This window comes from Lachnoanaerobaculum sanguinis (assembly GCF_033242365.1).
GTDB classification, from domain to species: Bacteria; Bacillota; Clostridia; order Lachnospirales; family Lachnospiraceae; genus Lachnoanaerobaculum; species Lachnoanaerobaculum sanguinis.
On sequence record NZ_BTHK01000003.1, the window covers coordinates 172,430 to 196,457 of the forward strand.

At 34.1% G+C, this 24,028-nt stretch carries 22 protein-coding genes; all 22 read right to left on the bottom strand.

What is annotated here, in order from left to right; translation table 11 throughout:
* Window positions 1-10: 10 nt before the first annotated feature.
* The 22 genes from SBH76_RS03240 to SBH76_RS03345 all read right to left on the bottom strand — a co-directional run bounded on the left by SBH76_RS03240 (window position 11) and on the right by SBH76_RS03345 (window position 23,918).
* The gene (locus tag SBH76_RS03240) at window positions 11-1,081 is read right to left on the bottom strand and encodes a GHMP family kinase ATP-binding protein (protein ID WP_315036132.1); all 1,071 of its coding nucleotides are present in this window, start codon (window positions 1,079-1,081) and stop codon (window positions 11-13) included.
* Window positions 1,082-1,178: 97 nt separating this feature from the next.
* Complete coding sequence (locus SBH76_RS03245) at window positions 1,179-1,556, bottom strand: hypothetical protein (protein WP_317976751.1); 378 nt, start codon at window positions 1,554-1,556, stop codon at window positions 1,179-1,181.
* Between the two features lie 15 nt (window positions 1,557-1,571).
* Complete coding sequence (locus SBH76_RS03250; protein WP_317976752.1) at window positions 1,572-3,521, bottom strand: HAD family hydrolase; 1,950 nt, start codon at window positions 3,519-3,521, stop codon at window positions 1,572-1,574.
* A gap of 1 nt (window position 3,522) precedes the next feature.
* The gene (locus SBH76_RS03255; RefSeq protein ID WP_317976753.1) at window positions 3,523-4,734 is read right to left on the bottom strand and encodes a rhamnosyltransferase WsaF family glycosyltransferase; all 1,212 of its coding nucleotides are present in this window, start codon (window positions 4,732-4,734) and stop codon (window positions 3,523-3,525) included.
* Entirely contained in the window at window positions 4,731-6,080 is a 1,350-nt protein-coding gene (locus SBH76_RS03260; protein WP_317976754.1) for a class I SAM-dependent methyltransferase, read from the bottom strand. The genes SBH76_RS03255 and SBH76_RS03260 overlap by 4 nt, the downstream gene beginning before the upstream one ends.
* Window positions 6,073-7,374, bottom strand: coding sequence for an ABC transporter ATP-binding protein (locus SBH76_RS03265; protein WP_317976755.1), 1,302 nt, complete (start codon window positions 7,372-7,374; stop codon window positions 6,073-6,075). The genes SBH76_RS03260 and SBH76_RS03265 overlap by 8 nt, the downstream gene beginning before the upstream one ends.
* Window positions 7,375-7,387: 13 nt before the next feature.
* Window positions 7,388-8,182: an ABC transporter permease gene (locus SBH76_RS03270; protein WP_317976756.1), complete on the bottom strand. Its 795-nt coding sequence runs from the start codon at window positions 8,180-8,182 to the stop codon at window positions 7,388-7,390.
* On the bottom strand, window positions 8,179-9,279 hold the full coding sequence (locus SBH76_RS03275; RefSeq protein WP_317976757.1) for a glycosyltransferase: 1,101 nt from the start codon (window positions 9,277-9,279) through the stop codon (window positions 8,179-8,181). The genes SBH76_RS03270 and SBH76_RS03275 overlap by 4 nt, the downstream gene beginning before the upstream one ends.
* Window positions 9,269-10,417 carry a glycosyltransferase family 4 protein gene (locus tag SBH76_RS03280; protein WP_317976758.1) on the bottom strand — a complete coding sequence of 383 codons (1,149 nt, stop codon included), beginning with the start codon at window positions 10,415-10,417 and terminating at the stop codon, window positions 9,269-9,271. Before SBH76_RS03280 ends, SBH76_RS03275 begins: the two co-directional genes overlap by 11 nt.
* 129 nt (window positions 10,418-10,546) lie before the next feature.
* Window positions 10,547-10,879: a DMT family transporter gene (locus tag SBH76_RS03285; protein WP_317976759.1), complete on the bottom strand. Its 333-nt coding sequence runs from the start codon at window positions 10,877-10,879 to the stop codon at window positions 10,547-10,549.
* Window positions 10,876-11,214: an EamA/RhaT family transporter gene (locus SBH76_RS03290; protein WP_317976760.1), complete on the bottom strand. Its 339-nt coding sequence runs from the start codon at window positions 11,212-11,214 to the stop codon at window positions 10,876-10,878. The genes SBH76_RS03285 and SBH76_RS03290 overlap by 4 nt, the downstream gene beginning before the upstream one ends.
* A gap of 75 nt (window positions 11,215-11,289) precedes the next feature.
* Window positions 11,290-13,071 (bottom strand): hypothetical protein, encoded by a 1,782-nt coding sequence (locus SBH76_RS03295; protein ID WP_317976761.1) that lies wholly within the window; start codon window positions 13,069-13,071, stop codon window positions 11,290-11,292.
* 5 nt (window positions 13,072-13,076) lie between these two features.
* Window positions 13,077-14,420: a lipopolysaccharide biosynthesis protein RfbH gene (rfbH, locus tag SBH76_RS03300; RefSeq protein WP_317976762.1), complete on the bottom strand. Its 1,344-nt coding sequence runs from the start codon at window positions 14,418-14,420 to the stop codon at window positions 13,077-13,079.
* A gap of 21 nt (window positions 14,421-14,441) precedes the next feature.
* On the bottom strand, window positions 14,442-15,500 hold the full coding sequence (gene rfbG, locus SBH76_RS03305) for a CDP-glucose 4,6-dehydratase (protein ID WP_317976763.1): 1,059 nt from the start codon (window positions 15,498-15,500) through the stop codon (window positions 14,442-14,444).
* Window positions 15,501-16,280 (bottom strand): glucose-1-phosphate cytidylyltransferase, encoded by a 780-nt coding sequence (gene rfbF / locus SBH76_RS03310; protein WP_317976764.1) that lies wholly within the window; start codon window positions 16,278-16,280, stop codon window positions 15,501-15,503. It abuts the gene before it with no gap.
* Between the two features lie 45 nt (window positions 16,281-16,325).
* Window positions 16,326-16,892: a dTDP-4-dehydrorhamnose 3,5-epimerase gene (rfbC, locus tag SBH76_RS03315; protein ID WP_317976765.1), complete on the bottom strand. Its 567-nt coding sequence runs from the start codon at window positions 16,890-16,892 to the stop codon at window positions 16,326-16,328.
* 31 nt (window positions 16,893-16,923) lie between these two features.
* Complete coding sequence (locus SBH76_RS03320) at window positions 16,924-17,829, bottom strand: NAD-dependent epimerase/dehydratase family protein (RefSeq protein WP_317976766.1); 906 nt, start codon at window positions 17,827-17,829, stop codon at window positions 16,924-16,926.
* 3 nt (window positions 17,830-17,832) lie between these two features.
* Window positions 17,833-18,780, bottom strand: a complete 948-nt coding sequence (locus SBH76_RS03325; RefSeq protein ID WP_317976767.1) for a glycosyltransferase family 2 protein — start codon at window positions 18,778-18,780, stop codon at window positions 17,833-17,835.
* Window positions 18,781-18,918: 138 nt separating this feature from the next.
* On the bottom strand, window positions 18,919-20,577 hold the full coding sequence (locus SBH76_RS03330; RefSeq protein ID WP_317976768.1) for a hypothetical protein: 1,659 nt from the start codon (window positions 20,575-20,577) through the stop codon (window positions 18,919-18,921).
* Window positions 20,578-20,589: 12 nt separating this feature from the next.
* Window positions 20,590-22,041 carry an MBOAT family O-acyltransferase gene (locus tag SBH76_RS03335; protein ID WP_317976769.1) on the bottom strand — a complete coding sequence of 484 codons (1,452 nt, stop codon included), beginning with the start codon at window positions 22,039-22,041 and terminating at the stop codon, window positions 20,590-20,592.
* A 40-nt stretch (window positions 22,042-22,081) separates the two neighbouring features.
* Window positions 22,082-23,260, bottom strand: coding sequence for an MFS transporter (locus tag SBH76_RS03340; protein WP_317976770.1), 1,179 nt, complete (start codon window positions 23,258-23,260; stop codon window positions 22,082-22,084).
* Window positions 23,250-23,918 (bottom strand): HAD family hydrolase, encoded by a 669-nt coding sequence (locus SBH76_RS03345; RefSeq protein WP_317976771.1) that lies wholly within the window; start codon window positions 23,916-23,918, stop codon window positions 23,250-23,252. Before SBH76_RS03345 ends, SBH76_RS03340 begins: the two co-directional genes overlap by 11 nt.
* Window positions 23,919-24,028 lie beyond the last annotated feature (110 nt).

Here is a 24,028-nt window from a genome sequence, read left to right on the forward strand (position 1 = left end):
AAAACCTCAATTATATATCAAATCTAAAATCACCTTCCGGCAGTCTTATATCAATATCTTTATAATCCCATCTGTCATTATCGACTGTCCATGTTTGCACACCTCGCAGTTCAAAATTCCAATCCAGAATTTGACCTCCTACATCCTCCAATCCGGCTGCTACTTTATGTCTTGCATTAAACGGACAATATATCAACAAAAACCCTCCGCCTCCTGCTCCAAGCAGCTTACCTCCGACAGCTCCTTCAGCTTTTGCTCTTTCATACAAAGCATCTATAGCAGGATTTGAAATTTTATTGCTCATTCTCTTCTTGCTGTTCCAACTATAATCAAGCAGCTTTCCGAATGCATTCAAATTTCCTTTCAATAACTCATCTTTCATAGCATAGGCCAAGGCTTTTACCTCACACATTGCCTTAAATGAATCCTGTTTTTCGTAGTTTTTGACCTGATCATCAATAATATTTGCAGAAACATGCACTCCGCCTGTATAACACATGATAAGATTATACTCCAATTCATGTATAATCTCTTTATGTATTCTTAGAGGGTTTACCACAACATTATTTCTTCCATGAAACTCCATAAAATTAAATCCGCCGAAAGTTGTTGCATATTGATCTTGATATCCTCCTGAAATGCCAAGATCAATTCTCTCAACTCCGAAAGCCAAGTCGGCCATTTGATATGCATCCAGCTCTATTTTTTTCCATTTTGCCATAGCACTCAGTAACGCCACCATCACTGTAGAACTTGTGCCAAGACCTGAACCCGGAGGCGCATCACAGTGTAGATAAACTTCACAGCCTTCTTTAATGTTCATTGCCTTAAGTGCCGCTTTAACCAGATCCAGCTTTCCGTCATAGACAAAATTTTCTTGTGTATTATATTTTACGGTCATATCAAAGTCCAGAGAATGAACTGTTATCTCCTCGTCATCTCTAGGTAATATGGAACAGTATGCATATTTATTTATAGTGCTTCCTATAATAACCCCACCTTGATTTTCACAAAATGGAGCCACATCGGTACCGCCTCCACCAAAACTTACACGTAATGGTGCTTTTGAACGAATAATCATTTATTATCTCCTACATTTGTATATCCACCATACTAACATAAAGTAATCTCCAGTGCAAACATCAAAAAAGCAGGATGCTAATACACCCTGCAAAAAATTATTTCTTTCTCATAAAACTTACTATATGCAGCAAAAGTGACACAGCTAACAGAGAATAAACAAAACCGTTTATAGGTGTAAATGCGCCCTTAAAAGAATTGCTGTACTCCTTATTATTTATAAAGAGTTTTCCGTTAATGTATACTCCGCCGTATCTGTCTACTGTAAGTACTGCATTTTTATTCTCATCCTGAATAATAATTCCTCGACCGTTCTCTCCCGGATTTACAACAATCCACTCGCTGCCGTCTTCAATTGTCTGACTTGTTATATTACCGATATTGCCGAAGTCAACATTTTCCGCAGCAAATGCGGTTGTCGAACTGATGCACAATATTACCAACAATGTAATGATTATATTTTTTATATTTCTCATCTTTGAGCCTTCTCTCTAATAATATTTCTCAAGTATATTATTGTAAATCTTTATCAACGGATAAAGCCTATATTTTGTAAGGTAACCTTGAGGCCATGTAGTATTCCTTAAAAAATCTTTGAACTCCTGTCTCTTTTTCTTACTGAATACCGCCAGGAACATCAATCCCGGTCTAAATACGGTTCTCTTATCCACATATGCACCAACACCGAACTCTTCATTATGTGTCAAATTAAAATAAGATGAAACTGTATCTCTTTCCGGATAATATATGAACTTTCTCAAAGATTCATAAGCATCGTTTCTTATATCTTCAGATACTATAAAATTCATATAACAGTATTTTCCTAAAGCACTACAATCTTTAAGGACTTTTTCCTGCAACTTTTTTGTATATGCAAAGAATATATCATCTTCACTCTTTTCATTATTTCTTATAGCTACAGTTATTCCGTCTGCATTTTTATCATAACCCACCGTACTTCCGTTTGGTGAATTACAAATCATCTCAAATGGAGTTGATATAGTAAGAAGAGCTCTTGCAAAACTGCATTTATCCAAATAACCGTATTTTCTTGAATTTTCCGGCTGTTTATTCAGGAATTGTATAAGCCCAACATAATATCCGTTTATCATAGCTTTGTTGAAGAGATAGCACAAATTATCTTGAATAGTGCCTCTCCAGCCTATATCAACAATTGCTATTTCTTCATCGGTGTCTTCTGTAAGATCCTTGTTTTTACAATAGTCCAACAATTGCTTCTTTTTACTTGCTATATGTTCTTCCATAAATGATTTGAACTCTTGGTCCGCAAACAATTTCTGTACAGGTTCCAATGTCCAAGGATATGTCAACACCTCATCAGGGTCAATCGAGTACCTATCTAAAAATATCTTGACATTTGCAACGTCCATTGCCAATGACTTAAACATTGCGGCCATTGATTGTATGGAATACTGATTCCAAAGTCTCATCATTTCATCAAGCGTAAATTCTCTTAATGATGCCACAAAAGTGGACAGTCTGCTGACCTCTAAAATATAAGACTTCGGTACTCTGTTTTTATCATAAAACTCTGCTATTGAATCAAAAATATCCTTGTAGAACTCTCCTTCCCTTGTAAAGAAATATACTTTCCTTATATTCTTTTCAATGCAGCTCTCCATTATATCGGCTATAAATCCATAAAAGAATAAACTGATATCTCTATCTGACGTAAGCGGAAAATTGTTGTATTTCAAAGGATTTTTTAACTCAAAAGTAAACTCCGCTTCTCTTTCTTTTCTTTTCTTATGTTCTTCCTCTGGAAGGTAATGTATAGCTTCAATTCCGATTCTCTTCGGTACTTCCACATCACTGTATCCGTTATCACCTATATGAATATGCTCTGACGGTTCTACACCGCACTCTTTTTCTGTGAGTTCAAAAAGTCTACCTGACCTCTTATTGACCTTATAGTCACATGAACAATAAATTTCTTCAATTTTATTTTTCATTCCTACACTATCGATAAGCCTATACAAAAATTGTTTATCTGTATAAAAGTCAGAGATACAAACAAGTTTTTCATGCTGTATAGAATCGACAGTACTGTCAATTGTAGGGTCCAAATAAATATTTTCAAGTTCCGTATTCAGCTCAAATTCATATAATTCTTCCACCAAAGTATCTACATCGGGATAGTCTGTTTTACAAGCGTATGTTATCCATCTTCTGAATACATCTTTTATATTATACTCATCATCAAAGCCTGATTCTTTACACTCGGTACCAATTTCCACTTCTACATCTACTCTAAGTTTTGTCAATGCTCTCAAGTTTCTTTTATCTTCTTTAAGATAGTCTCTTGCCCCTAAATAAAACTCTCTTGATGTACATACCTTTATCGCATCCGGATGACATCTTCTCCTAAGTATGGTATCCCAGATATCCAGAGACAATAATTTATAACATTTATTTTCCATACTAGATTCCTTTTAACTTATACCATAATTTACGAATCAATTTACTCTTTCTGATAAATCTTATTCTCTTAAGTCTACCTAAGAATGAATTGTCCACAACAGCAGGTGCTTCATAGCTGTCTGCAAGCTTTTGATTCATCATTACATCTGCTACTATAGGCTTTCCGTTATATAATTTTTCAAAAGTATCATTGGACGGAACCGTATCGGCAATCATATTCTGTACCGCCTGATAAAACTGCTCATATCCATGAGTCAGATCCTTATCCTTCATATAATTCATGCCATATTCAGACATTTGTTTTGCTCTTTGCTTATCATCAAGTATGTCAATCAATGCCTTTGCAATCGACTCAGGAGTATAATGTGCCAGTGATACTCCCACTTCCGGCATATCATATAGATTATTTTCCATAAACAAATCGACTACCGGAAGACCGGATGCCATCATCTCAAAAGGTATTCTTGAAGGATTTGATGAACTTATACATAATCCTACACTGCATTTATTATAAAGTTCATTGCATTTATCAATAGGTATAATTCCAAGGTTTTCATGTTCAAACCAGACATTACCCTTTATAGTTGAACCGTATAAATAAATTTTTATATCAGGTCGTAAAAACTTAACTATTCCAAGCGCCTCTATGCCGACAAGACTGCATCTTCTTGGCTTATCAGGCTGATAAATAAAGCATATCGCATTTTCTTTTTCAATATTGTCAAGTTTTTTGTATACATTATGATCCGCACAAAAATCAAAATACTGAGAATCGGTATTATACTCTGTTTTCATCTTATGAGAAAGCCATCTTCCTATTGTTACAGGTTTTAATCCGTAACAATAAGAATTACATGCAAGTAGATATCCGTCACCCATAGGATTAAACAATGCTTCAAAGTCCTGTATAAAGTAAGCCTTAACCGCATTTAACCCACAGTCTCTCACTACTTTAGCTGTATACCAGGCTGTGGCAAATATGATATCATAATCTCCTTTAATATCATATCCCAAAAAGAATCTGGCATCACATTTACCGAAAAACTTTTTAACAAGTTTCTCAAGCTCTGCAACATCCTTTACTTCGTTCTTATCCTCTACATATACATCACATTCATCACCCTTGCTGATCATATATTGAATATTTTGTAGTATTGTTCTATGACCACCGGAACCCTCTATAAACGACGGTAATACCCACGCTGCTCTCATATATCTCCTCCGAATTTTTTTCTATATTCCCATCTAGACATGATATGATTGTCTATTATCTTCTTAAGTTCAGATTGTCTTTCTTCTACCTCCTTCATCTTAGTTTCCATCACTGCTATACAATCTTCTTTTTCCTTGATAGTATTCAATCTCTCAGTCGCAATGTCTTCTAATGTATTTACTTGACCGTTACGCTCTTCAAGAAGTTTTTCGAGACTCTTTATATATTCATCTCTTTCTTTAATCATATTTGATTGTTCATTGATAGCTTCCAATCTTTCCACTGCCAAATTTTCGGCAAACTTCACTCTATCATCTCTATCAGCTATCATCTCTGATTGGTTTTCTATCGCCTGCAGTCTCTCTACAGCAAGTTTCTCTGTTACCTCGATTTTCTCGTCTCTTTCCCTAATCATTTCCGACTGGTTTTCTATCGCCTGCAGTCTCTCTACAGCAAGTTTCTCTGTTGCCTTAATCTTCTCGTCTCTTTCCCTAATCATCTCCGACTGGTGTTCGATTGCCTGCAATCTCTCAATGGCCAATTTTTCAGTTCCTTTTATCTGATCGTCTCTCTCCCTGATCATCTCCGACTGATTTTCAATTGCCTTGTATCTTTCCTCATATAAACCGCTAAGCTCCTCGAATCTGTTTTGAACATACTTATATTTTGATCTGTAAAAATATACATCTTTGTATAGCTCAAAGAAACCTGACTCCTTTATGCGATTATACCATTTATCCGACTTAGGGAAAAGTATTCCGAGACCGCAACTATGCTCAAAATCAAAAAAATTACTGTATTTCTTTTTTGTTTCTCTCCAATGTACACATGATCCGTCATCTATATCGCTATATACATCATGAAAAAGAATTATTCCGTCTTCTGAGAGTTTCGGCAGCCAAGTCTTTAAATCATGATCTACATCTTCAAAGGTATGTCCACCGTCTATATGTAATATATCTATAGATCCGTCTTCAAAATCCGGAAGTGCATCATCAAATCTCATCTGATACAACTTTATATCCAGATTTGAAAAATATGTATCTTTTATCTTATTTACAAGTGCAAATACTTCCTCTCCGGTATCCGGAGCACCTATATCACCACTCCACATATCCACTGCTCTGATTTTTGTATCTAAGTTATTGTCCTTTACAGATTGGCAAAAAGTAAAGAGTGAACAACCGTATTGGCTGCCAAGCTCTGTAATCAATTTCGGTTTTACAAAATTTATAAGATCATATACAAAATCTCTATGACCTTCCCAATATGCAAATTTCAGTTGTGGATTTATCAAATCACTTTCAAACTTAGGTTCTGTAATTATCCATTTATTATTAATCATTTTTTATCCTCTTTATTTCAAATTTATCAATTGTATGGTTTATAATTCCATGCATTGGTTTAAGAGAAATAGCCTGTAAGTGAATAATATTATGAACCCAGCACTGAACTGTATGTACCATTTGATCATATCCTTCACCTATACCTAAGGTCAAAAAATAATCTCCTTCTTTGACTTCAGGCCAATCGAATTCAATTCTTGCATATTGTCTCTCACCATTTTTCACTCCCTCTATCATTATGTTCTCACCAAGAGTACTCTGCGCAAAAATACTGTTTCCATACTTATCTTTAAAAGTATATCCTATAATAATATTATCCGCATCTTTCTTCGGTTCAATCAATAACTCTATTCTCACTCTGTCTCCGGGCTTAACTACATCAACAACCTCATTGTTTATCAAAACCCTTTGACTGTCTATCAAGATATCCTGCGCTCCTCCTATGCTCTCCTTTGGAGACTTTACCCATCCGTCCTCAGATGAGCCTATATTTGAAGAAGTATCCTGATTTTCAACTTCAGTTTTTTCAAGCTCCTCGGCCGCACTGTCCTCTCCCTTATAGATTGTTGTGTGCAAAAGCTTAAGATAATCCTCTATAACCTCAAGCGGTTTTCCCTCCTTGATGATTTTTCCTCTCTCTATAAGTATAACCCTGTCGGCCATATTGGCAATACTGTTCATATCATGAGTTACCAAGAGCTTTGTAACCCCCTTCATCTCATCTTTCATGAAAGTATTACATTTTTGTTGGAAGAAAACATCACCTACAGATAATGCTTCGTCCACTATAAGTATTTCCGGTTTGAAGCTTATCATAACCGCAAATGCAAGCCTTGCAAACATACCGCTTGAATACGTTTTAACAGGCTGCCCCATATATTCCCCGATATCTGCGAAATCTATGATTTCCTTCAGTTTGCCCTGCATTTCTTCATCTGAAAAACCTCTCATAGAACCGTTCAGGAAGATGTTTTCATAACCTGTATATTCCGGATTAAATCCGGTTCCAAGCTCCAAAAGGGCGGAAATTTCACCATCAGTATGTATTTCTCCGGTTGTTGGAGTAATTACACCTGTTATAAGTTTCAATAATGTAGACTTTCCGGCACCGTTTCTTCCTATAATGCCTAATGTCTCTCCTTTTTTTACACTGAATGTAATATTATCAAGAGCTTTATATTCTCTGTGATAATTTTTCCTTGTCAATGAAAAGATTTCTTTTATTCTATCCTGCGGCTTGTCATAAAGATTATAGCTTTTTCCAACACCGATTAATTCAATTGCATTCTCCATCTATATCAATCCTCTATAATACATCTGCAAAATATGGTTTAAGTTTTCTGAATGTGTACATTCCCGCACAAAGGAATAAACCTGTCAATATCCAAAAGTATAGTGTATAAATAGGCTTTTCTATAAAAAGCTTATGTGTCATAAATGAATCTCTATACCCTTCAACAATATAAAACACAGGATTTAACTGGAATATAAGTTTAAACTTACCTGTCAAAACCTCAGGACCCCAAACAATAGGTATTGCCCAGAATCCGATTTGAATTACAATTGCCACCAATTGGCTGACATCTCTCATATATACCGTGAGGGATGATGTAAATAAAACAATTCCCAATACCAAACATACATTGCAAAACATATAGTATAGTAATTGCAAATAATACCAGTCTGCCTGATATCCGAAAAAATTAAATATTATAGTTGTTACAGTTAAAAATATAATATGAATGATTAGTGAAGCACCTATCTTAACCACAGGGATCAAACCTATGTTAAAATTAAGTTTCTTAACAAGATATCCGTACTCCATAAATGCTCCGGTTCCCGCACCAAGCGCGTCCGAGAAGAAAAACCAAGGTATCATACCTGATACCATCCATATAATATATGGAGAACCGTCCGGTCTTTGACCGCTTCTAAGTCCTACTGTAAACACAAACCAATATATTAATATAGTGATTATAGGCTGAATAACTCCCCATGCAATTCCTAAATAGGAACCTGTGTATCTCGCCTTAAAATCATTCTTTGTCAATTTAAGAAACATCTTTCTTTCATTTTTAAGGAAAAAAAGTAATCTTTTCATATATCCTCCTCAATTACCCGATTCCAAAAGCACTTAATCGGCTCAGGGTTAAACTTATCAACCCATCTTTGTCTGGCTCCAAGTGCCAATTGTTCCCACAGTTTTACATCCCTGCAAATCGAGATAATCTTTTCCTTCCAGTCACTATAACTATTACAAAAAAGCCCTGACTCATTATCTATAATAACATTGCTATTATAACCTACATTTGAAAGCAATGGTACTATTGCCGCCGACATATATTGTATGGCCTTAAAACCGCCCTTACCTCTTGTATATTCGTTATCTACAAGAGGCATAAGTCCTATATGCGAACTTTTCATAACGGATACTGCCACATCTCTTGTCCACTCTATATTTTCTACAAGCAAATATTCCGGACACTCTTCAAGTTTTTTATTAGCAACAACCTTTAATATAAGCTTCTTATTAAGATTTGTTTTACAATACTTTGCAGCATCATCCAAGGCTTGAATTATCTCTGACAGATACTTAAGATTATTCATAGTTCCTATCCAACACATAATAATCTCTTCATTATATGATATCTTCCTTTGTGATACACTTTCATCTATATTTAAGCCTTCAAACTCACAGTCGGTAGTCGGGATAATCTTTACTTTATTTTTATACTTGGCTGAAACCGTTTTTGATAAATACTCATTTGTTACTATAATACAATCGGCTTTTTTCTCAAGCAAATTTGCTTCCGCCTCACTTATTTCACCGTCATACCTTATATTGTCGTCAAAATCCCAATATACATTCTTTTTATCCAGATATTTTTCAAGTAATAACTCTAATATATGCGGACAACTCCTTGGAAAAAATCTTCTGTTTATTATAATCGTTCGCGACTTCCATATCAAGGTATCGTATGCCATAACAAATATAACATTCAACAGTGTAATGACACCCATTATAATCTTTTTGATTTTATTATTTGATTTTTTTGATCCGTAATAAAATTTATATATAAAGCTTGGAGTCATATTTATTATTCTGCAGTTTTTCATATATTGAAAAAGTCTGTAATATGAAGAACCGTCATTTTCATTTTTTAAAAAAACAATACATGAACCGTCTTTATTTTTCATAATATTCGTATATTCTTCTCATCTCTTTTTCAACATTACTCCTGTCGTACTCTTTTATTCTTTTCATATTGTACTCTCCGAATGATTTTAGCCTATTCTTATCCATAAGTAAACTATAAATTAAATCAGACCATATGTTGACATCAAACCTTTCAAGTACATATCCCCCTTTTTCATTATCTATTAAATCGGCATTTCCTCTAACCTTAGAGCATACTACAGGTAAACCTATAGCCATTGCTTCCATTACTGCAACCGGAAGCCCTTCTTGTAATGATGAAAATAAGAATATTTCCGCCAATCCCAAAATCTTATAAATATCGGTTCTATAACCTGTAAAAATCACATTATTCTCTATTTCAAGTTCTTTTGCCCTGGTTTTCAAAAAATTTTCAAGTCTGCCATGTCCGCAAACTATAAATTTTACTGAAGTTTCCTTTTCCTTTATCTTTTTAACAACCTCCAATAAAAACTTCTGGTTTTTTCTTTCAATCATCTCACCTGCTGTAATCAAAATTCTATCCGTATCTTTAATACTCAGTTCTTTTTTTAACTCATCCTTTTGTTTATCTTCTATATCGGATTTTTCTTTTATACCCTTTGTATCTATCCCTACACCGGCTATATATTCGACATTTGCAGCTTTAAACTTCTTTGCATTATTAAAATCTTCCATATTTATGCAAATTTGTGTACCTGTATATCTTGATAGAAATCTTTCAACCGGATAGTATATAAGCCAGTTTTTTATAGAAGCACCTTTGAAAAAATGAAATCCGTGAGCAGTATACAAAACATCTTTTATACCGCATTTTTTTGCCGCCAATCTGGCTAACACCGCACCCATAGGAGTATGGCAATGTACCAGATCTATATTTTCATCTTTCATTATTTTTACAAGTTGCTTATATGCCTGCAGGTTTTTTTTGTTGAAAGGACTTCTCTCAAAGTCCACCTGATGGCATATTATACCTGTACCCTCAAGTCTTTTGTTATCCGTTCCGTATGAAGGATTGTTAAAATTTGATGCATAATGTATTTCATAGCCAAGTTCCTTAAGTATAGCCACATTCGGCATTTCAAATTGCGGAACAAATCCGCTTACGGTAGTGACCAATAACGCTTTCTTCTTGCTCATATACATTCTCCTAATTTTTATGCTAATACTATAACAGATAAATCGATTATACGCATGACAATAAACACATTTTTATAAAAAACTTTTATTAAAATAAAAACTGAGCCAATCAACATGACTCAGTTTTTATCACCATCTATGGGCCAGTATCAACGCACCGACAACAATTAAGCATACACCTATTATTTTTTTATTTGAAATCTTCTCTTTTAAAGTTATATATGACAATATCATTGTCCATATATATGTTATAGAAGTTAGAGGCAATACAACGGAATAGTCAAGATGCCTAAGCACAAATATATTTATAAGTGCGGCTACCACATATAACATACCTCCGATATAAAGATTTATATTAAACAAAAGGCTTTTTATACTTTCCGATCCGGAAGCCTTTTTAAAAAATATAGATGCCAACGCCCCTACAAAAGCCATTATTATTAAGGCAATATAATAAATCATTCATCACCTCCGGCAATAAAAATCACTCCTGCCGATATTATAATTATTCCGATAATCTTTGGAAGAGTAACCGCCTCACCTAAAACTATAAATCCTAAAATGACACTTAACGCATAATTTGTTCCAAGTAAAGGTTGCAAAACAGATACACTTCCAAATCTATATGCAAGAAGCATCAACACAGCACCGATACCGTACAATGCAAACCCTGCCAAGGCTACTATGATACCATGTGTAGACGCCAATTTCCAAAACAGCTGACCTACACAGGCAAATACCGCCGCAAGTAGCATGATTATAATGCCCACTTTATTTTTTTTAATTGATTCCAACATATATTAAATACTCCTAAAAACAGAACCCATATCAATATTGATATAGGTCCTGTACTAAACTGTGTAAAATTTGTTTTAAATCTCTTCTACGACTTTTTTCTTTTTAAAATGCTTTCCCGCTTCTTTAAAGAATATAATAGCATAAGCAAGCATTGCAGAGTTGGATACAGTATGTAAAACAGAATTTATCTGTGTACCCGTAGGTGTACCTGAATACATTTTTTCAATCTCAGTCAGGTATGCTCTTCCGCCAAAGAATATTGATGTAGCTGAAATATCTCCTATAGAAGAAAATACAACATATACTACCATCAGTAACCCGCCGAATCCAAAAATAAATCTCTGTAAATTATCTTCCTGTCTTGCATACATCAGTGCAAATGCCGGCATCGTTACTATAAATATTCCCGGTGTACTCATTACAGAAAAGCTGAATCCGAATATCAGTGTGGCAATTATAAGTAAACTGTTTTGTATTAAATCAACTACACTTACACTTAGATTTAATTTTGTGTAATTTAAGAGTATAAAAATCTCTATTACCATAGTAGTTACAAATAAAAATACCACAGGTGCATATTGTATTGTTGTCCACCACATTCTCTGAGTAGCCGTCATATTTCGATACGCAACCTCTATCGGTGCATGTACTAATCTCGGTGCCAGGAAAATGATAAACATAACAAATCCAAAAACAGCAAAGTTAGCAATAAGCTTTACAAATTTTTCTCCCTTACTCTTAAAGAGGAAGTATAGTCCCATCATTCCGATTACCGGCATACACATCATCATTGGAATCTTACATGCCAAGCCGAATGCAACCAATACAAAGGGTAAAATTTTATTTTCATCAATATTATCCAAAAGAAGTATTCCAAGAGTTATAAAATATAAAGGCAGTGCATCATATTGTATAAATACAACAGATACATAAAAAGTTATCGGGTTAAGAACCGACCAAAGATATATACTTTTGCTCTTTTCCTTTGAAATAATATTATGGTCTATCATAAAGCTTACCATACTTATTGCAGTTAAATTAAGCAATACTATGTTTATAAGTTTATGCAATATTGTATATTCCCAATGATATGATACCACTGTAAACTTAAGCGGCAAGTAATTTATAAAATTTGCAGCATTATAAAATGCCAGCATCATTCCATCATATTGCCACAAAAACAAATTAACATTTTTATATTCATTCAAACATGCAAAGAGCTGATAAATATCAATACCCGAGCTCGATAATTTAAGTGTCTCTACAATCGGCTGTAGGTCACAACCGTGATAAATTATAAGACTGATTAATGTTGCAATTAATGATATAAATATGGTCTTCTTTCCTACACTTACAATGGCAGACTTTGAATAAACAAGTTTGTCAAGTCTGTTTTCCTTGTTCAGCAATACTTTATTAAGTATAAATTCAAATATTAAAATAAAAACAATAGAAAATACTATCAATGAAGGATAGAAAAGGCCACCTACAACATCTGTTTTTAACACAAATGTATCTTTATATACATCCGCACTTGTATAATCACTAATTTTATCAACCTTGGTAAACTGTTGATTATTTATTGTTGTAGCAGCAGGCGCACCATCCTTTATTTCGAAAGATACATTCAACAGATTGCCGTATATTTCATATTCCGTATGGTATCTTCCGTCGCTTCCTGCCGAAAGTGTTCTGTACTCCTCATCATACACAAACGACTCAACAACTCCATAGCTTTCAAAATTTGCCAAATCAAGGTAAATCTGAACTCTTGGAACAAGTATGTTCGCGAATATAAATCCCAGATAAATAGCCACCAACAGTATTGGTATATGCAAATATTTTTTTATTTTCATATACCCTACTGCTCTCTTATACCTTCAATAATCATCTTAGCCATAAAATCAATCATATCATTTGTCATTCCTGGATAAAGTCCTACCCAGAATGTATCGTTCATAATACGGTCTGTATTTGTAAGGTCACCGACAATTCTGTATCCTTCTTTAGTCTCTCTCATCTGATCAAAACAAGGATGTTTTGTGAGATTTCCGGCAAAGAGCATTCTTGTCTGAATACCGTTTGACTCGAGTTTGTTTACAAGCTTTCCTCTGTCAACACCCTCTTTACATGTAATAAGGAAACCGAACCAGCTCGGATCTCCGTTCTTTACAGGAACAGGAAGTATGATTTTATCCTCAACAGGCTTTAATGCCTCATACAATCTCTTATAATTCTCTCTTCTTCTTTGTGCAAAGCTCGGGAATTTCTTTAACTGTGCCACTCCGACTGCCGCTTGAAGATCTGTAGGCTTTAGATTGTATCCGAAGTGTGAATATACATACTTATGATCATATCCCAAAGGTAGCTCACCATATTGACGGTCAAATCTATGTCCACACATATTGTCCTGTCCTGAATGACATACACAATCTCTTCCCCAGTCTCTTATTGACTTAATTATCTTGCTTAAAAGAGGATTTGAAGTGTATACTGCTCCACCCTCTCCCATTGTCATATGATGTGGAGGATAGAAACTTGATGTTCCTATATCTCCTATTGTACCTGTAAACTTCTTCTCACCGTCTATAACATATGTACTTCCAAGCGCATCACAGTTATCCTCAATAAGCCATAGATTATGCTTTTTGCAAAAAGACACAACAGCTTCAAGATCAAAAGGGTTACCAAGAGTATGAGCTACCATTACAGCTTTTGTCTTTTCTGACATGGCCTCTTCAAGTTTAGTAACATCTATATTGTATTGTGGTATTGTAACATCCACAAATACAGGTACCGCACCATATTGTATAATAGGTGTAACAGTTGTAGGGAAACCACATGCTACAGTTATAACTTCATCTCCTCTTTTCACCTGTCTTTCACCCAAAAGTGGTGAAGTCAAAGTCATAAATGCGAGCAAGTTAGCACTTGAGCCTGAGTTTACAAGTGATACATACTTTGCACCGAACTGCTTTCCAAACTCCTTCTCAAACTCATCAAAATATCTTCCGGCTGTAAGCCAAAACTCCAAAGAGGCATCTACAAGATTTACCATCTCCTCAGAGTCATACACTCTGGAAGCATAGGTTATTCTGTCACCTTCTTTAAATTCTTTTTTTATGTTATGGAATTTGTCATGATACTCCTTAACCAACTCCAATATTTCCTTATGAGCATCTTCTCGTGTTTTATTTTCGAACATTTCTCCTCCAAATTATATATACTATTTATTTAAATAAGATTTTATCTGCCTTTCAGTGACAGCATTCATATCTTCTCCGTCATTCCAAGCTCTATACCATTCCACGCTCAAATCAATAGCTCCATGAACATTTAGTCCCGGTTTCCAACCATATACTGCCTTTAATTTATCACAGTTAAGTTTCAAGAAACCTGCCTCATGAGGACCGCCGTCTGATTGAATTTTAAAATCAAATCCTTCTCCCCAAGCTCTTTTAAAGCTCTCTACCAAAGTCTGTGCATTTACACAATCACTGTCATCAGGTCCTACATTAAAGTAACCTTCAAACCTTTCTCTATCCTGTGCCTGTCTCATAACTATATCAAGATATATAAAGAGTGGCTCAAGTACATGCTGAAAAGGTCTTATTGAATTCGGATTTCTTATTATAACGGGATTATTTGATATTGCAGCTCTTACACAGTCAGGAACTATTCTATCCTTTGCAAAATCTCCGCCACCTATTACATTTCCGGCTCTCGCTGTAGATACAGGTAAAGCATTTAAAAAACTCTTCTTATAACTATGTGTTACAAGTTCCGAGCAAGACTTTGAATTGGAATATGGATCATAACCGTCAAGGAAGTCGGTTTCAACATATCCCTTATCCTGTTCCTTGTTGTCATATACTTTATCTGTTGTAACATTAAGGAAACTCTTTACACTTTTAGAGAGTCTTACACATTCCATAATATTTACAGTACCCATAACATTGGTTTCATAAGTGTATACAGGTCTTTCATAAGAATCTCTAACTATAGGCTGTGCCGCCATATGAATTACATACTCCGGCTCTACCTCATCAAATACCTTCTTTAAATGTTCAAGGTCTCTTATATCTCCAATAACAGAGTTCATTTCTGTTTCCAAACCTAAAATATCAAAAATATTTGTATCTGTAGGCGGATTCAGTGCATAACCTGTAAGGTTTGCACCACACATTATAAGTATCTTAGAAAGCCAAGAGCCTTTAAAACCTGTATGTCCTGTAAGAAGTACCTTTTTACCGCCATAAAATTTTTTCAATTCTTCAAAATTCATTTATTCAGTCCACCTCATCCATGGAGCCTTTCCACTTGCCCAAAGATTTTCCAATTTTTCTTTTTCTCTTTGTGTATCCATGCACTGCCAGAAACCGTCATGCTCAAATCCCATGAGTTCGCCATCCTTAGCAAGTTGCAACATAGGTTTTTGCTCAAATATAGTAGCATCACCCTCTGTAATATAATCAAATATATTCGGATTCAATACCATAAATCCGCCGTTTATAATGGCAGAATCATCTTCACTCTTTTCTCTAAAAGATGTAATGAGACCTGATTCTTCTTTTTGAAGCACACCCTTTTGCTGCGCTAAGCTCACAGTAGTTATTGTTGCAGTTTTTCCATGGCTCTGATGGAACTTAAGAAGTGCATCTATATCCACATCAGCAACTCCGTCACCGTATGTAAGCATAAAAGGCTCATCCTTCAAATGTTCCTTTGCCCTTAAAATTCTTCCACCGGTCATAGTATTCAGTCCTGTATCAAGTACTGTAACTTTCCAATCCTCAGCGTTTCTTTGATGAACTTCCATCTTATTGTTTTTTATATCAAAAGTTACATCTGAATTATAAACAAAATAATTTGCAAAATACTCTTTTATCTTATTCTGCTTATATCCTGCCAAGATTACAAACTCGTTAATTCCAAATGTTGAATAATACTTCATTATATGCCATAAAATCGGCTGACTGCCAATCTCAATCATTGGCTTCGGTTTCAAATGGCTTTCTTCAGAAATTCTTGTTCCAAGTCCGCCTGCTAATAATACAACTTTCATTCAATCAACTCCTTATAGTTTCAATTCAATATTACTATTACAAAATTAAATTAATTCAATAGGGTTCAATTCGTACTCTTTAAAACTTGGCAGACCCAAATCTCTATTGGAGTGAACTGTTTTTGACAAATCTGCCGGCCACTCAATATTTAAGTCCGGATCATCAAATCTTATTCCTGTATCCGTCTCCTGACTATATTTACCATCACATAAATACAGCATCACAGTTCCGTCTTCCTGTGATAAAAAGCCATGTGCAAATCCGCGCGGAACATAAAGTGCTTTACCGTTTTCTGCACTAAGCTCAAAAGCTCTCCATTCCTTATACGTCTTACTGTCTTTTCTTAAATCAACAATGACATCCCATACGCTTCCACTCATAACACATACCAATTTTGCTTGCGGATGTTTTAACTGAAAGTGTAACCCTCTTATAACGTTTTTAGATGAAACAGAGGCAAAGGCTTCATCTAAACCAAACTCTATTCCATTCTCTCTATAAATACTTTTTTCAAAATTCTTGGTAAAGCCGCCTCTATTGTCTCCAACATGGAAATTTTCAATCAAATACGCGCCTTCTAAATCCAGTTTTTCAAAAGTAAATCCCGGCATATATCCACCTCCTATATCTATAATCGATAATTTAATTATTATTTTTTATCCACATAGCAGTTCTTTTAATACCCTCTTTAAAGCTGACTTTCGGCTCAAAACCTGTATCATTTTTCACAGCATTTACATCAAACTCCTTGTATGTTAATGAAACACCACTGAAAGGAATCTCCCCTAAACCGATTTCTATTTGCGGATCAATTGCATCTCTCATTTCAATCAAAAACTCTCTTAACGGTTTCGGATTCAAACTGCCAATATAGTATGTCCTGTTAGATATACCCTTTTCTCCAATCCTGCAAAATGCTTCTGCAGCATCATCAATATATATAAAGTCATATATCTGTTTTCCTTCTGAAAATGCACAATGTTCTCCATTAAGCATCTTCCTTATGCTTGTATTAACCATCCTCGGACTTGTCTCTCCGGGACCATATATATTAGATATAACAGCTCGTATATAATCCACTCCGATGCTTCCCGCAATAGCTCTTAACATATAATCTGCCGTCAGCTTTGCCGTTGAATAGATTGTATTAATACCCGGCACCAGTTCCGAATCCATTACAGCATTTACTTCATATTCCATTATACTTGATGCAAATATAAACCTTGTACATCCAAGTTCTCTACAAGTTCTAATTGAACTACATGAATTTTGTATATTTGAGAGTTGAACGTTCTCATCAGCTCTTAAAGGTCCGGCGCTCCCGACCCAGGCTAAATGATAAAATTCAGAAACTCTATCATTTCCGACAATATCTCTTATATTATCTTTTTCAGCTCTTACAATGACTACATTTTCCAGGTTTTCAATGTTTTCGCTTGACTCATTTACGACAGCATATACCTTAACTCCGCTATTAGAGAAAAATTTGCATATCGCAGCTCCTATAAATCCGTTAGCTCCTGTAACAACCACACTTTTCTCTGTCAAAACTTAATCCTCCTTAGAATCAAATCCAACTCTTCTCTGTTCGACAACCAAAGGTCTATCCATAACTCTTATGTTTATATTTAATATGTATTCACCTAAAAATCCTATAAAGAACAGGATAACCGATCCCATAAAAAAAGTACCTACAGAAAGTGCCGCTATTCCAAGCTGAAAGCTTTCCCAATTTATAATCTTCATAATAATAGTTACAATGGCTAAAACAAAGCATACACCTGACATCAAAAAGCCCATAATTGTTGCCAATCTCATAACTACTTTTGAGTATGATGTTATTCCAAGCATTGCCAAATCATAAAGCTTAAAGAAATTAAAATTGGATTTTCCGTTTTCTCTCTGTTTTTGTTCATAATAAACTTCTGCCCTCTCAGGTCCAAGTTCTGCAACTATTCCTCTAAGGTATGGGTTTGAATCCTTAAGTTGTTTCATAACGTCAATAAACTTTTTATCATAGAGTCCAAATCCTGTAAATTGCTCTATATGATCAATATCGGCTATCTTCTTTATAACTTTATAATACATTCCTCTAAGGAAGTACATAATAGGGTTTTCCTTGCTTTTATTTTTTATACCTATTACTATCTGTTTTCCTTTTTCCCACTCTTTAACAAAATCCACTATAACTTCAGGAGGATCTTGCATATCTGCAAATATTAACACAGTACAATCGCCTGTTCCCTGTAACAATCCATAGAAACAAGACCTGCTGAAACCGAAGTTCTTGGCATTAAATATTGCCTTAACTCTACTGTCCTTCTCTGACAGTTCTTCAATTATTTCTCTGGACCTGTCCAAAGAATAATTGTCAATGTAAATCAGCTCAAAATTATAATTACTGAGATCCGTCTCAAAAATCTTTTTTATCCTTTCATATATAAGCGGTATATTTACCTCTTCATTATATGTAGGAACCAATATTGAAATTGTTTTCATATCACTTCTCCAATCAGATACACTATAAGACATAGCGAAACCTATTATATTATCGCTTATATCATCTACTATTTCAAGTGCAAAAATATTACGATTATCTGCCGACTGTAAAATTATATTTTTATACTCATACGGATATTAGTATAGCTTTATATCGCTAAAAATATACTCTGTGTCCGGACTTCCATTTGTATCTGAATAGCCTCCATTAAAAAACATTGTAATAGGCGTTTTTTGGTCTGATACATCTATCAGGTACTGCTCCCAATCATTTCCCACATCTCCAAATCCATAAGATATCTCACTTATCTTCTCATTATCTGCATTGATTGCTATTACAGTCGGCTCTCCACCTCCCGCTACTTTCCTTCCGTAAAATACAATATATTTATGTTTGCCAATATCATCTATAGTTATCTTGCCACCAACATAGTTACCTTCAATAATAAATTCTTCAGGCGTAACATTACTGTCATAAGATCTTTTTAAACTTCCTATACATTTTATTCCCTTATTATTATCTTTCCGGTCCTCTACAATTTCTGCATTTTTTAGTTCCAAACCCGTATTGTCTTCGAGTAAATCTATTGGTTCAATCCCCAATATTTTCTTATTGTATAATGCAGCCTGATAATAATCATTCTTATAGTTCACTTGAGAATATAAACTATGAAAATCAAAATTCAAATAATCTCTAAGCTGTTTAGAAAAAATACCCTTATAGTTTTCTTCTGTCAGTCGATACTTATCATTGTACATACACTGAAGTATATAGCTATTTATCCACTCTCCGTAATGTGATGTATCCCAATATTCCTTATTCCCATCCTTATTAGGCTCCGGCAATTCTATTATGGAATCTCTATAATTATTCATATCTGTCACAATTTCCATATCGTCGCAAAGTGAGTAAAGTTTTATATTGTCATGTTGAAGTATCAACTCTGTAGCATATTCCATCTCTTCAATGCGCTTATATATAGTTCCGTCTGAAATATAATCGAAGTATGTCAGTATACTATATGGAGTATAAAAATAGTAAAACATTACATCCTTATGTTCATCTGCGATATCTGTAACATTTTTTGTAATATTATCTTTAATAATATTTTTTTCATCTTCCGTTAAATGTATTGGGCTACCTGCTTTATTAAATTCTATCTTCTCTAAATGTTCCCGGCTTAATCCATATTCATAGCCATAATTGTTTTTTGTCCAGTTTGAATAATCATCAAATGATACAATTCCCGGCTTAAAGCCTTCTTTTCCTCTATCCTCAAACATCTTATAAACTCTTCCAAAAATTATATCTTTATTAAAAATATAATTTACATCATTAAATGGATTACTATCATATAAATAAACCGGATACTCCCCTAAATCATTCCTCATCTTATCAGAATCTTCATTAATCATTCCAACATCTAATCCTCTTACCACCAGCTTTAATTTATCATTATATTTAAATGCTGTTCTTATATTATTATTAATCTCATTATATGTCGCACCAGCAAATGGTACTTTAATTGAATTAACCTTAAACAACTCATCCAGTTCTGATGTCTTAAAGTTTTCAGTCATAGATGTACCGATAATCATAGCATCATAATCAAAATTTTTAATTATACCGTCATTAAACTCACGTTGATGATTACCCTCTAATGTATAAAAGAAAATGTCTGTATGTGGTTTATGATAATGAAAAAGAGGATCAACATAATATATCAAACCACATATTGAGCATAGACTCACCGCAACAGTTAAAATCCAAATTATCAAATACCGTGTTTTCTTCACTATCTTATTCCCTTAAAAATTAAAATATACAAATGCTGATTCACCGCTCAAACCAATAATTCCCCAAACAAATATTATTGACGTGATTATAGCCATTACAAATGAATTATCCTTTAACTTCCTATAATTATTTTCAAACAATAAACATATGCTAAAGGCCAGTAATGTCCAGATTAGTACCCAAAATCCCTTAATGTTATCTACAAACCATCCAAGTCTTAATACATTGTTTATAAATACCATCTCCGGAAAAGCCAGTAACCATATTGGCCCATTAGTTATATTTAAATCCTGAAATTTAATAATCTTAAGCATTATATCACACCACTGTTTTATTGATTCCGATCTGAAAAGAGACCATAATATTGTCGTGATAATAAATGTACCTAACCATCTTACCGATTCAAACATTTTGTTTTCATAATCATCAAATATCCTATCAATAGCACTTAAAATCCCATTTAACAGTCCCCACAAGATAAATGTCCAATTTGCTCCATGCCAAATGCCGCTAATAATAAATACTAACATAATATTTATATATGTTCTTAATATACCTCTTCTATTTCCACCTAATGGAACATAAATGTACTTTGTAAGGAAAGAGGTAAGAGAAATATGCCATCTTTTCCAGAAATCTTTTATTGATAAGGCCTTGTATGGTGAGTCGAAATTTATAGGTAATTTGATATTCAGCATAAGAGATGCCCCCGTTGCCATATCACTATAACCACTAAAATCAAAGTAAATTTCAAAGCTATAGAAAAGTAGCACAAGCATCAAATCCATTGATGATGCCGCCTCTATATTTGAATATCCCCAATTGACAACCTTCGCAAAAACGTCTGCAAACATTACCTTTTTAAATAATCCCAAAGAAAATATTTTAATGCCAAATGTTATGTTCTCAGCACTTACTTTCTTTAATTTGTCATTATTTAACTGTTCTATAAAATCCACCGGGTCCATCAATGGCCCCATTAAGATCTTTGGGAAATAAAGAATAAATATAATATAATCTATTATATTATTATCTTTAATATCTCCTTTTGATACTGCTACTACATATGCTATCTGTTGAAATGTAAAAAAACTTATTCCTAACGGTAATATAATCTTATTTAATACTATATTTTGAGAAAAGATATAGTTGATATTTGATATCGTAAAATTCAAATACTTAAAGTACAGTAATAACATAATATTAATAGTTATTGGTATGGCTACCAATGGCATGGATTTTATATATCTGTACTTCTTAATCACAATAGCACATGCGTAATTTACAAATATACTCAATGCCACTATACAAAGCAACTTATAATTATTATATCCATAAAAAATAACACTGGATACAAGAATCAACCATTTACCTAATATGTTGTTTATTCTGTTAGCTAAAAAATATAAAACAATTGTAACAGGTAAAAATAATAAAATAAAAATAAAAGAATTAAATTGCATAAACTAACCTTTATAATTTGCCACACTTTCTTTAACAGCATTAAATAGCTTTTTTATTTTCTCTCACCAAACTCACCGACCATATCGCTATCCCTGTTCCTATAACACTAAGCAGGATATTTACACTCAAAAGCGCTCTCATTCCCATATAGTCAAGTATTGCTCCACCAAACAGTGATCCGAGCACTGTGCCGGCCGACATCATTCCCGACATAAATGCCTGTCCTGTTGCATGGTCTTCTTCTCTTACTGCCGTACCTGTAAAATATACTGAAGCCGCAGCCATTATCGCAAAGCTGCATATCTGTGAAAGTTGAGTAATATATATTATTTCGATATTAGTTGAAGCAAAATAAAGTACCGCCCTCAATATATAGCCTGCACATGCAATAATCATAAGATTTCCAACTTTTATCTTCTTCATAATAAAAGAAAATGTAAACAAAACAGGAATCTCCACTACCGCCTGAATAAACATCGCAGTTCCGAGATTACCGCTGTTACCGCCAAGAGACTGTACAATTTGCAAAAGATATGTTCCTATAATATTGTGTGAGAAGAAAATAAAAAGCACTGCCAAAAGCATTATAGAAAAATATGGATATTTTCTTATAAAACTGATTACATTTGTTTGCTTATATTCGTCACTCTCAAATACGGATTTCTTTGTGTGTGGCATTGTACTTACAACACATAATAATAAGACCATAATTATAAGGCCTGAAGCAGGTATTATTTTTGTCCCGAATCTAAGTGCCATATTACCGATAAGAAGCGCCATAATTGCATACATTGCGGAACCTGTACCTCTGGCAACTCCGAAATTAAGTTTTACCCCTTCCCTCTCATATGCAAACAATGCCGTATTTATCATCGGCAAATATATACTTGCTATTATATACATCAAGCCGAAAAGAACTGCAATCAGCCACCTTTCTTTTACAATAAACAGCATAATACATATAAGTATATATGGTAATCCTAATAAAATAATCATTCTTTTCCATGTCAGAATTTTTATCCTGTCACATAAATTACCCGCCAAAGGTTGTAATATTACTGCGACCAAACAAAATACAGCTGTAATAATTCCTATCAAGCTGTTACCAAATCCGTTGCCCTGCAAATAAAAGGATATAAACCCGGCACTTGGACAAAACATCATCCAATATAGGCCTTGCAATAAAATATATTGGATATTTATTTTTCTATCTTTCATTTTCCTTGTTTTCCTTGCTTATCCAATCTATCACTTCATCAAGGTCAGCCTTTACATCATCAACTTTTGTTCTTATCTCATCTGTCGGTTCTATTGTATCAGGAACCATTATGACTCTCGCACCTGCTGCAATTCCGGCGTTTAAACCGTTTATAGAGTCCTCCAGTACCAGACTTTGTCCTATATCTGATTTTACCTTATCTGCCGCTTTTAAAAATATATCCGGTGCCGGCTTACCGTTTTCTATCTCATCACCGCATGTGAAATCATCAAAATAGTCATATACATTTGCCATTTTAAGATATTTTATTGCTACCTCTCTCTTTGTTGATGTCGCAAGACAGGCCTTAATATCGTTTTCCTTCAAATATTTAAGTAAATTATCAAGTCCCTTTTTCTTTGTAAGTCCATGCTCTCTTATATGCGAAACAATATATTCCTCTCTGGCATCTCTGCCCTTTTCTATATCAAATTCATCGCCTGCATCAGCTCTCAAAATCTCATATACCAAGGCTTTGTTGGCACCCTTTATCTTAAGTATAGCTTCATCACTTATTTTACACCCCTGTAATAGGGCCGCATTCTGCCATGCTTTTCCATACAGCCTTTCTGTATCAAACATCAGACCGTCCATATCAAATAAAACCGCTTTTATCATTATTATATCCACCTTTTTTACTTTATATTAAGATAACATTTTTTTATATTAAAAGCCATAAATTATATTAACAATGTGTACAACTTTTCAAAAAAAATGAGATAAACTTC

What these genes read in the sequence shown, in the direction of transcription:
- rfbG (WP_317976763.1), bottom strand. Translation starts at nt 15,500, where the DNA reads ATGAATTTTGAAGAATTGAAAAAATTTTATGGCGGTAAAAAGGTACTT.
- rfbC (WP_317976765.1), bottom strand. Translation starts at nt 16,892, where the DNA reads ATGCCGGGATTTACTTTTGAAAAACTGGATTTAGAAGGCGCGTATTTG.
- SBH76_RS03260 (WP_317976754.1), bottom strand. Translation starts at nt 6,080, where the DNA reads ATGATTAATAATAAATGGATAATTACAGAACCTAAGTTTGAAAGTGAT.
- SBH76_RS03290 (WP_317976760.1), bottom strand. Translation starts at nt 11,214, where the DNA reads ATGTTGGAATCAATTAAAAAAAATAAAGTGGGCATTATAATCATGCTA.
- rfbF (WP_317976764.1), bottom strand. Translation starts at nt 16,280, where the DNA reads ATGAAAGTTGTATTATTAGCAGGCGGACTTGGAACAAGAATTTCTGAA.
- SBH76_RS03340 (WP_317976770.1), bottom strand. Translation starts at nt 23,260, where the DNA reads ATGAAAGATAGAAAAATAAATATCCAATATATTTTATTGCAAGGCCTA.
- SBH76_RS03335 (WP_317976769.1), bottom strand. Translation starts at nt 22,041, where the DNA reads ATGCAATTTAATTCTTTTATTTTTATTTTATTATTTTTACCTGTTACA.
- rfbH (WP_317976762.1), bottom strand. Translation starts at nt 14,420, where the DNA reads ATGTTCGAAAATAAAACACGAGAAGATGCTCATAAGGAAATATTGGAG.
- SBH76_RS03285 (WP_317976759.1), bottom strand. Translation starts at nt 10,879, where the DNA reads ATGATTTATTATATTGCCTTAATAATAATGGCTTTTGTAGGGGCGTTG.
- SBH76_RS03250 (WP_317976752.1), bottom strand. Translation starts at nt 3,521, where the DNA reads ATGGAAAATAAATGTTATAAATTATTGTCTCTGGATATCTGGGATACC.
- SBH76_RS03270 (WP_317976756.1), bottom strand. Translation starts at nt 8,182, where the DNA reads ATGAAAAGATTACTTTTTTTCCTTAAAAATGAAAGAAAGATGTTTCTT.
- SBH76_RS03295 (WP_317976761.1), bottom strand. Translation starts at nt 13,071, where the DNA reads ATGAAAATAAAAAAATATTTGCATATACCAATACTGTTGGTGGCTATT.
- SBH76_RS03345 (WP_317976771.1), bottom strand. Translation starts at nt 23,918, where the DNA reads ATGATAAAAGCGGTTTTATTTGATATGGACGGTCTGATGTTTGATACA.
- SBH76_RS03245 (WP_317976751.1), bottom strand. Translation starts at nt 1,556, where the DNA reads ATGAGAAATATAAAAAATATAATCATTACATTGTTGGTAATATTGTGC.
- SBH76_RS03255 (WP_317976753.1), bottom strand. Translation starts at nt 4,734, where the DNA reads ATGAGAGCAGCGTGGGTATTACCGTCGTTTATAGAGGGTTCCGGTGGT.
- SBH76_RS03240 (WP_315036132.1), bottom strand. Translation starts at nt 1,081, where the DNA reads ATGATTATTCGTTCAAAAGCACCATTACGTGTAAGTTTTGGTGGAGGC.
- SBH76_RS03275 (WP_317976757.1), bottom strand. Translation starts at nt 9,279, where the DNA reads ATGAAAAATAAAGACGGTTCATGTATTGTTTTTTTAAAAAATGAAAAT.
- SBH76_RS03265 (WP_317976755.1), bottom strand. Translation starts at nt 7,374, where the DNA reads ATGGAGAATGCAATTGAATTAATCGGTGTTGGAAAAAGCTATAATCTT.
- SBH76_RS03280 (WP_317976758.1), bottom strand. Translation starts at nt 10,417, where the DNA reads ATGAGCAAGAAGAAAGCGTTATTGGTCACTACCGTAAGCGGATTTGTT.
- SBH76_RS03325 (WP_317976767.1), bottom strand. Translation starts at nt 18,780, where the DNA reads ATGAAAACAATTTCAATATTGGTTCCTACATATAATGAAGAGGTAAAT.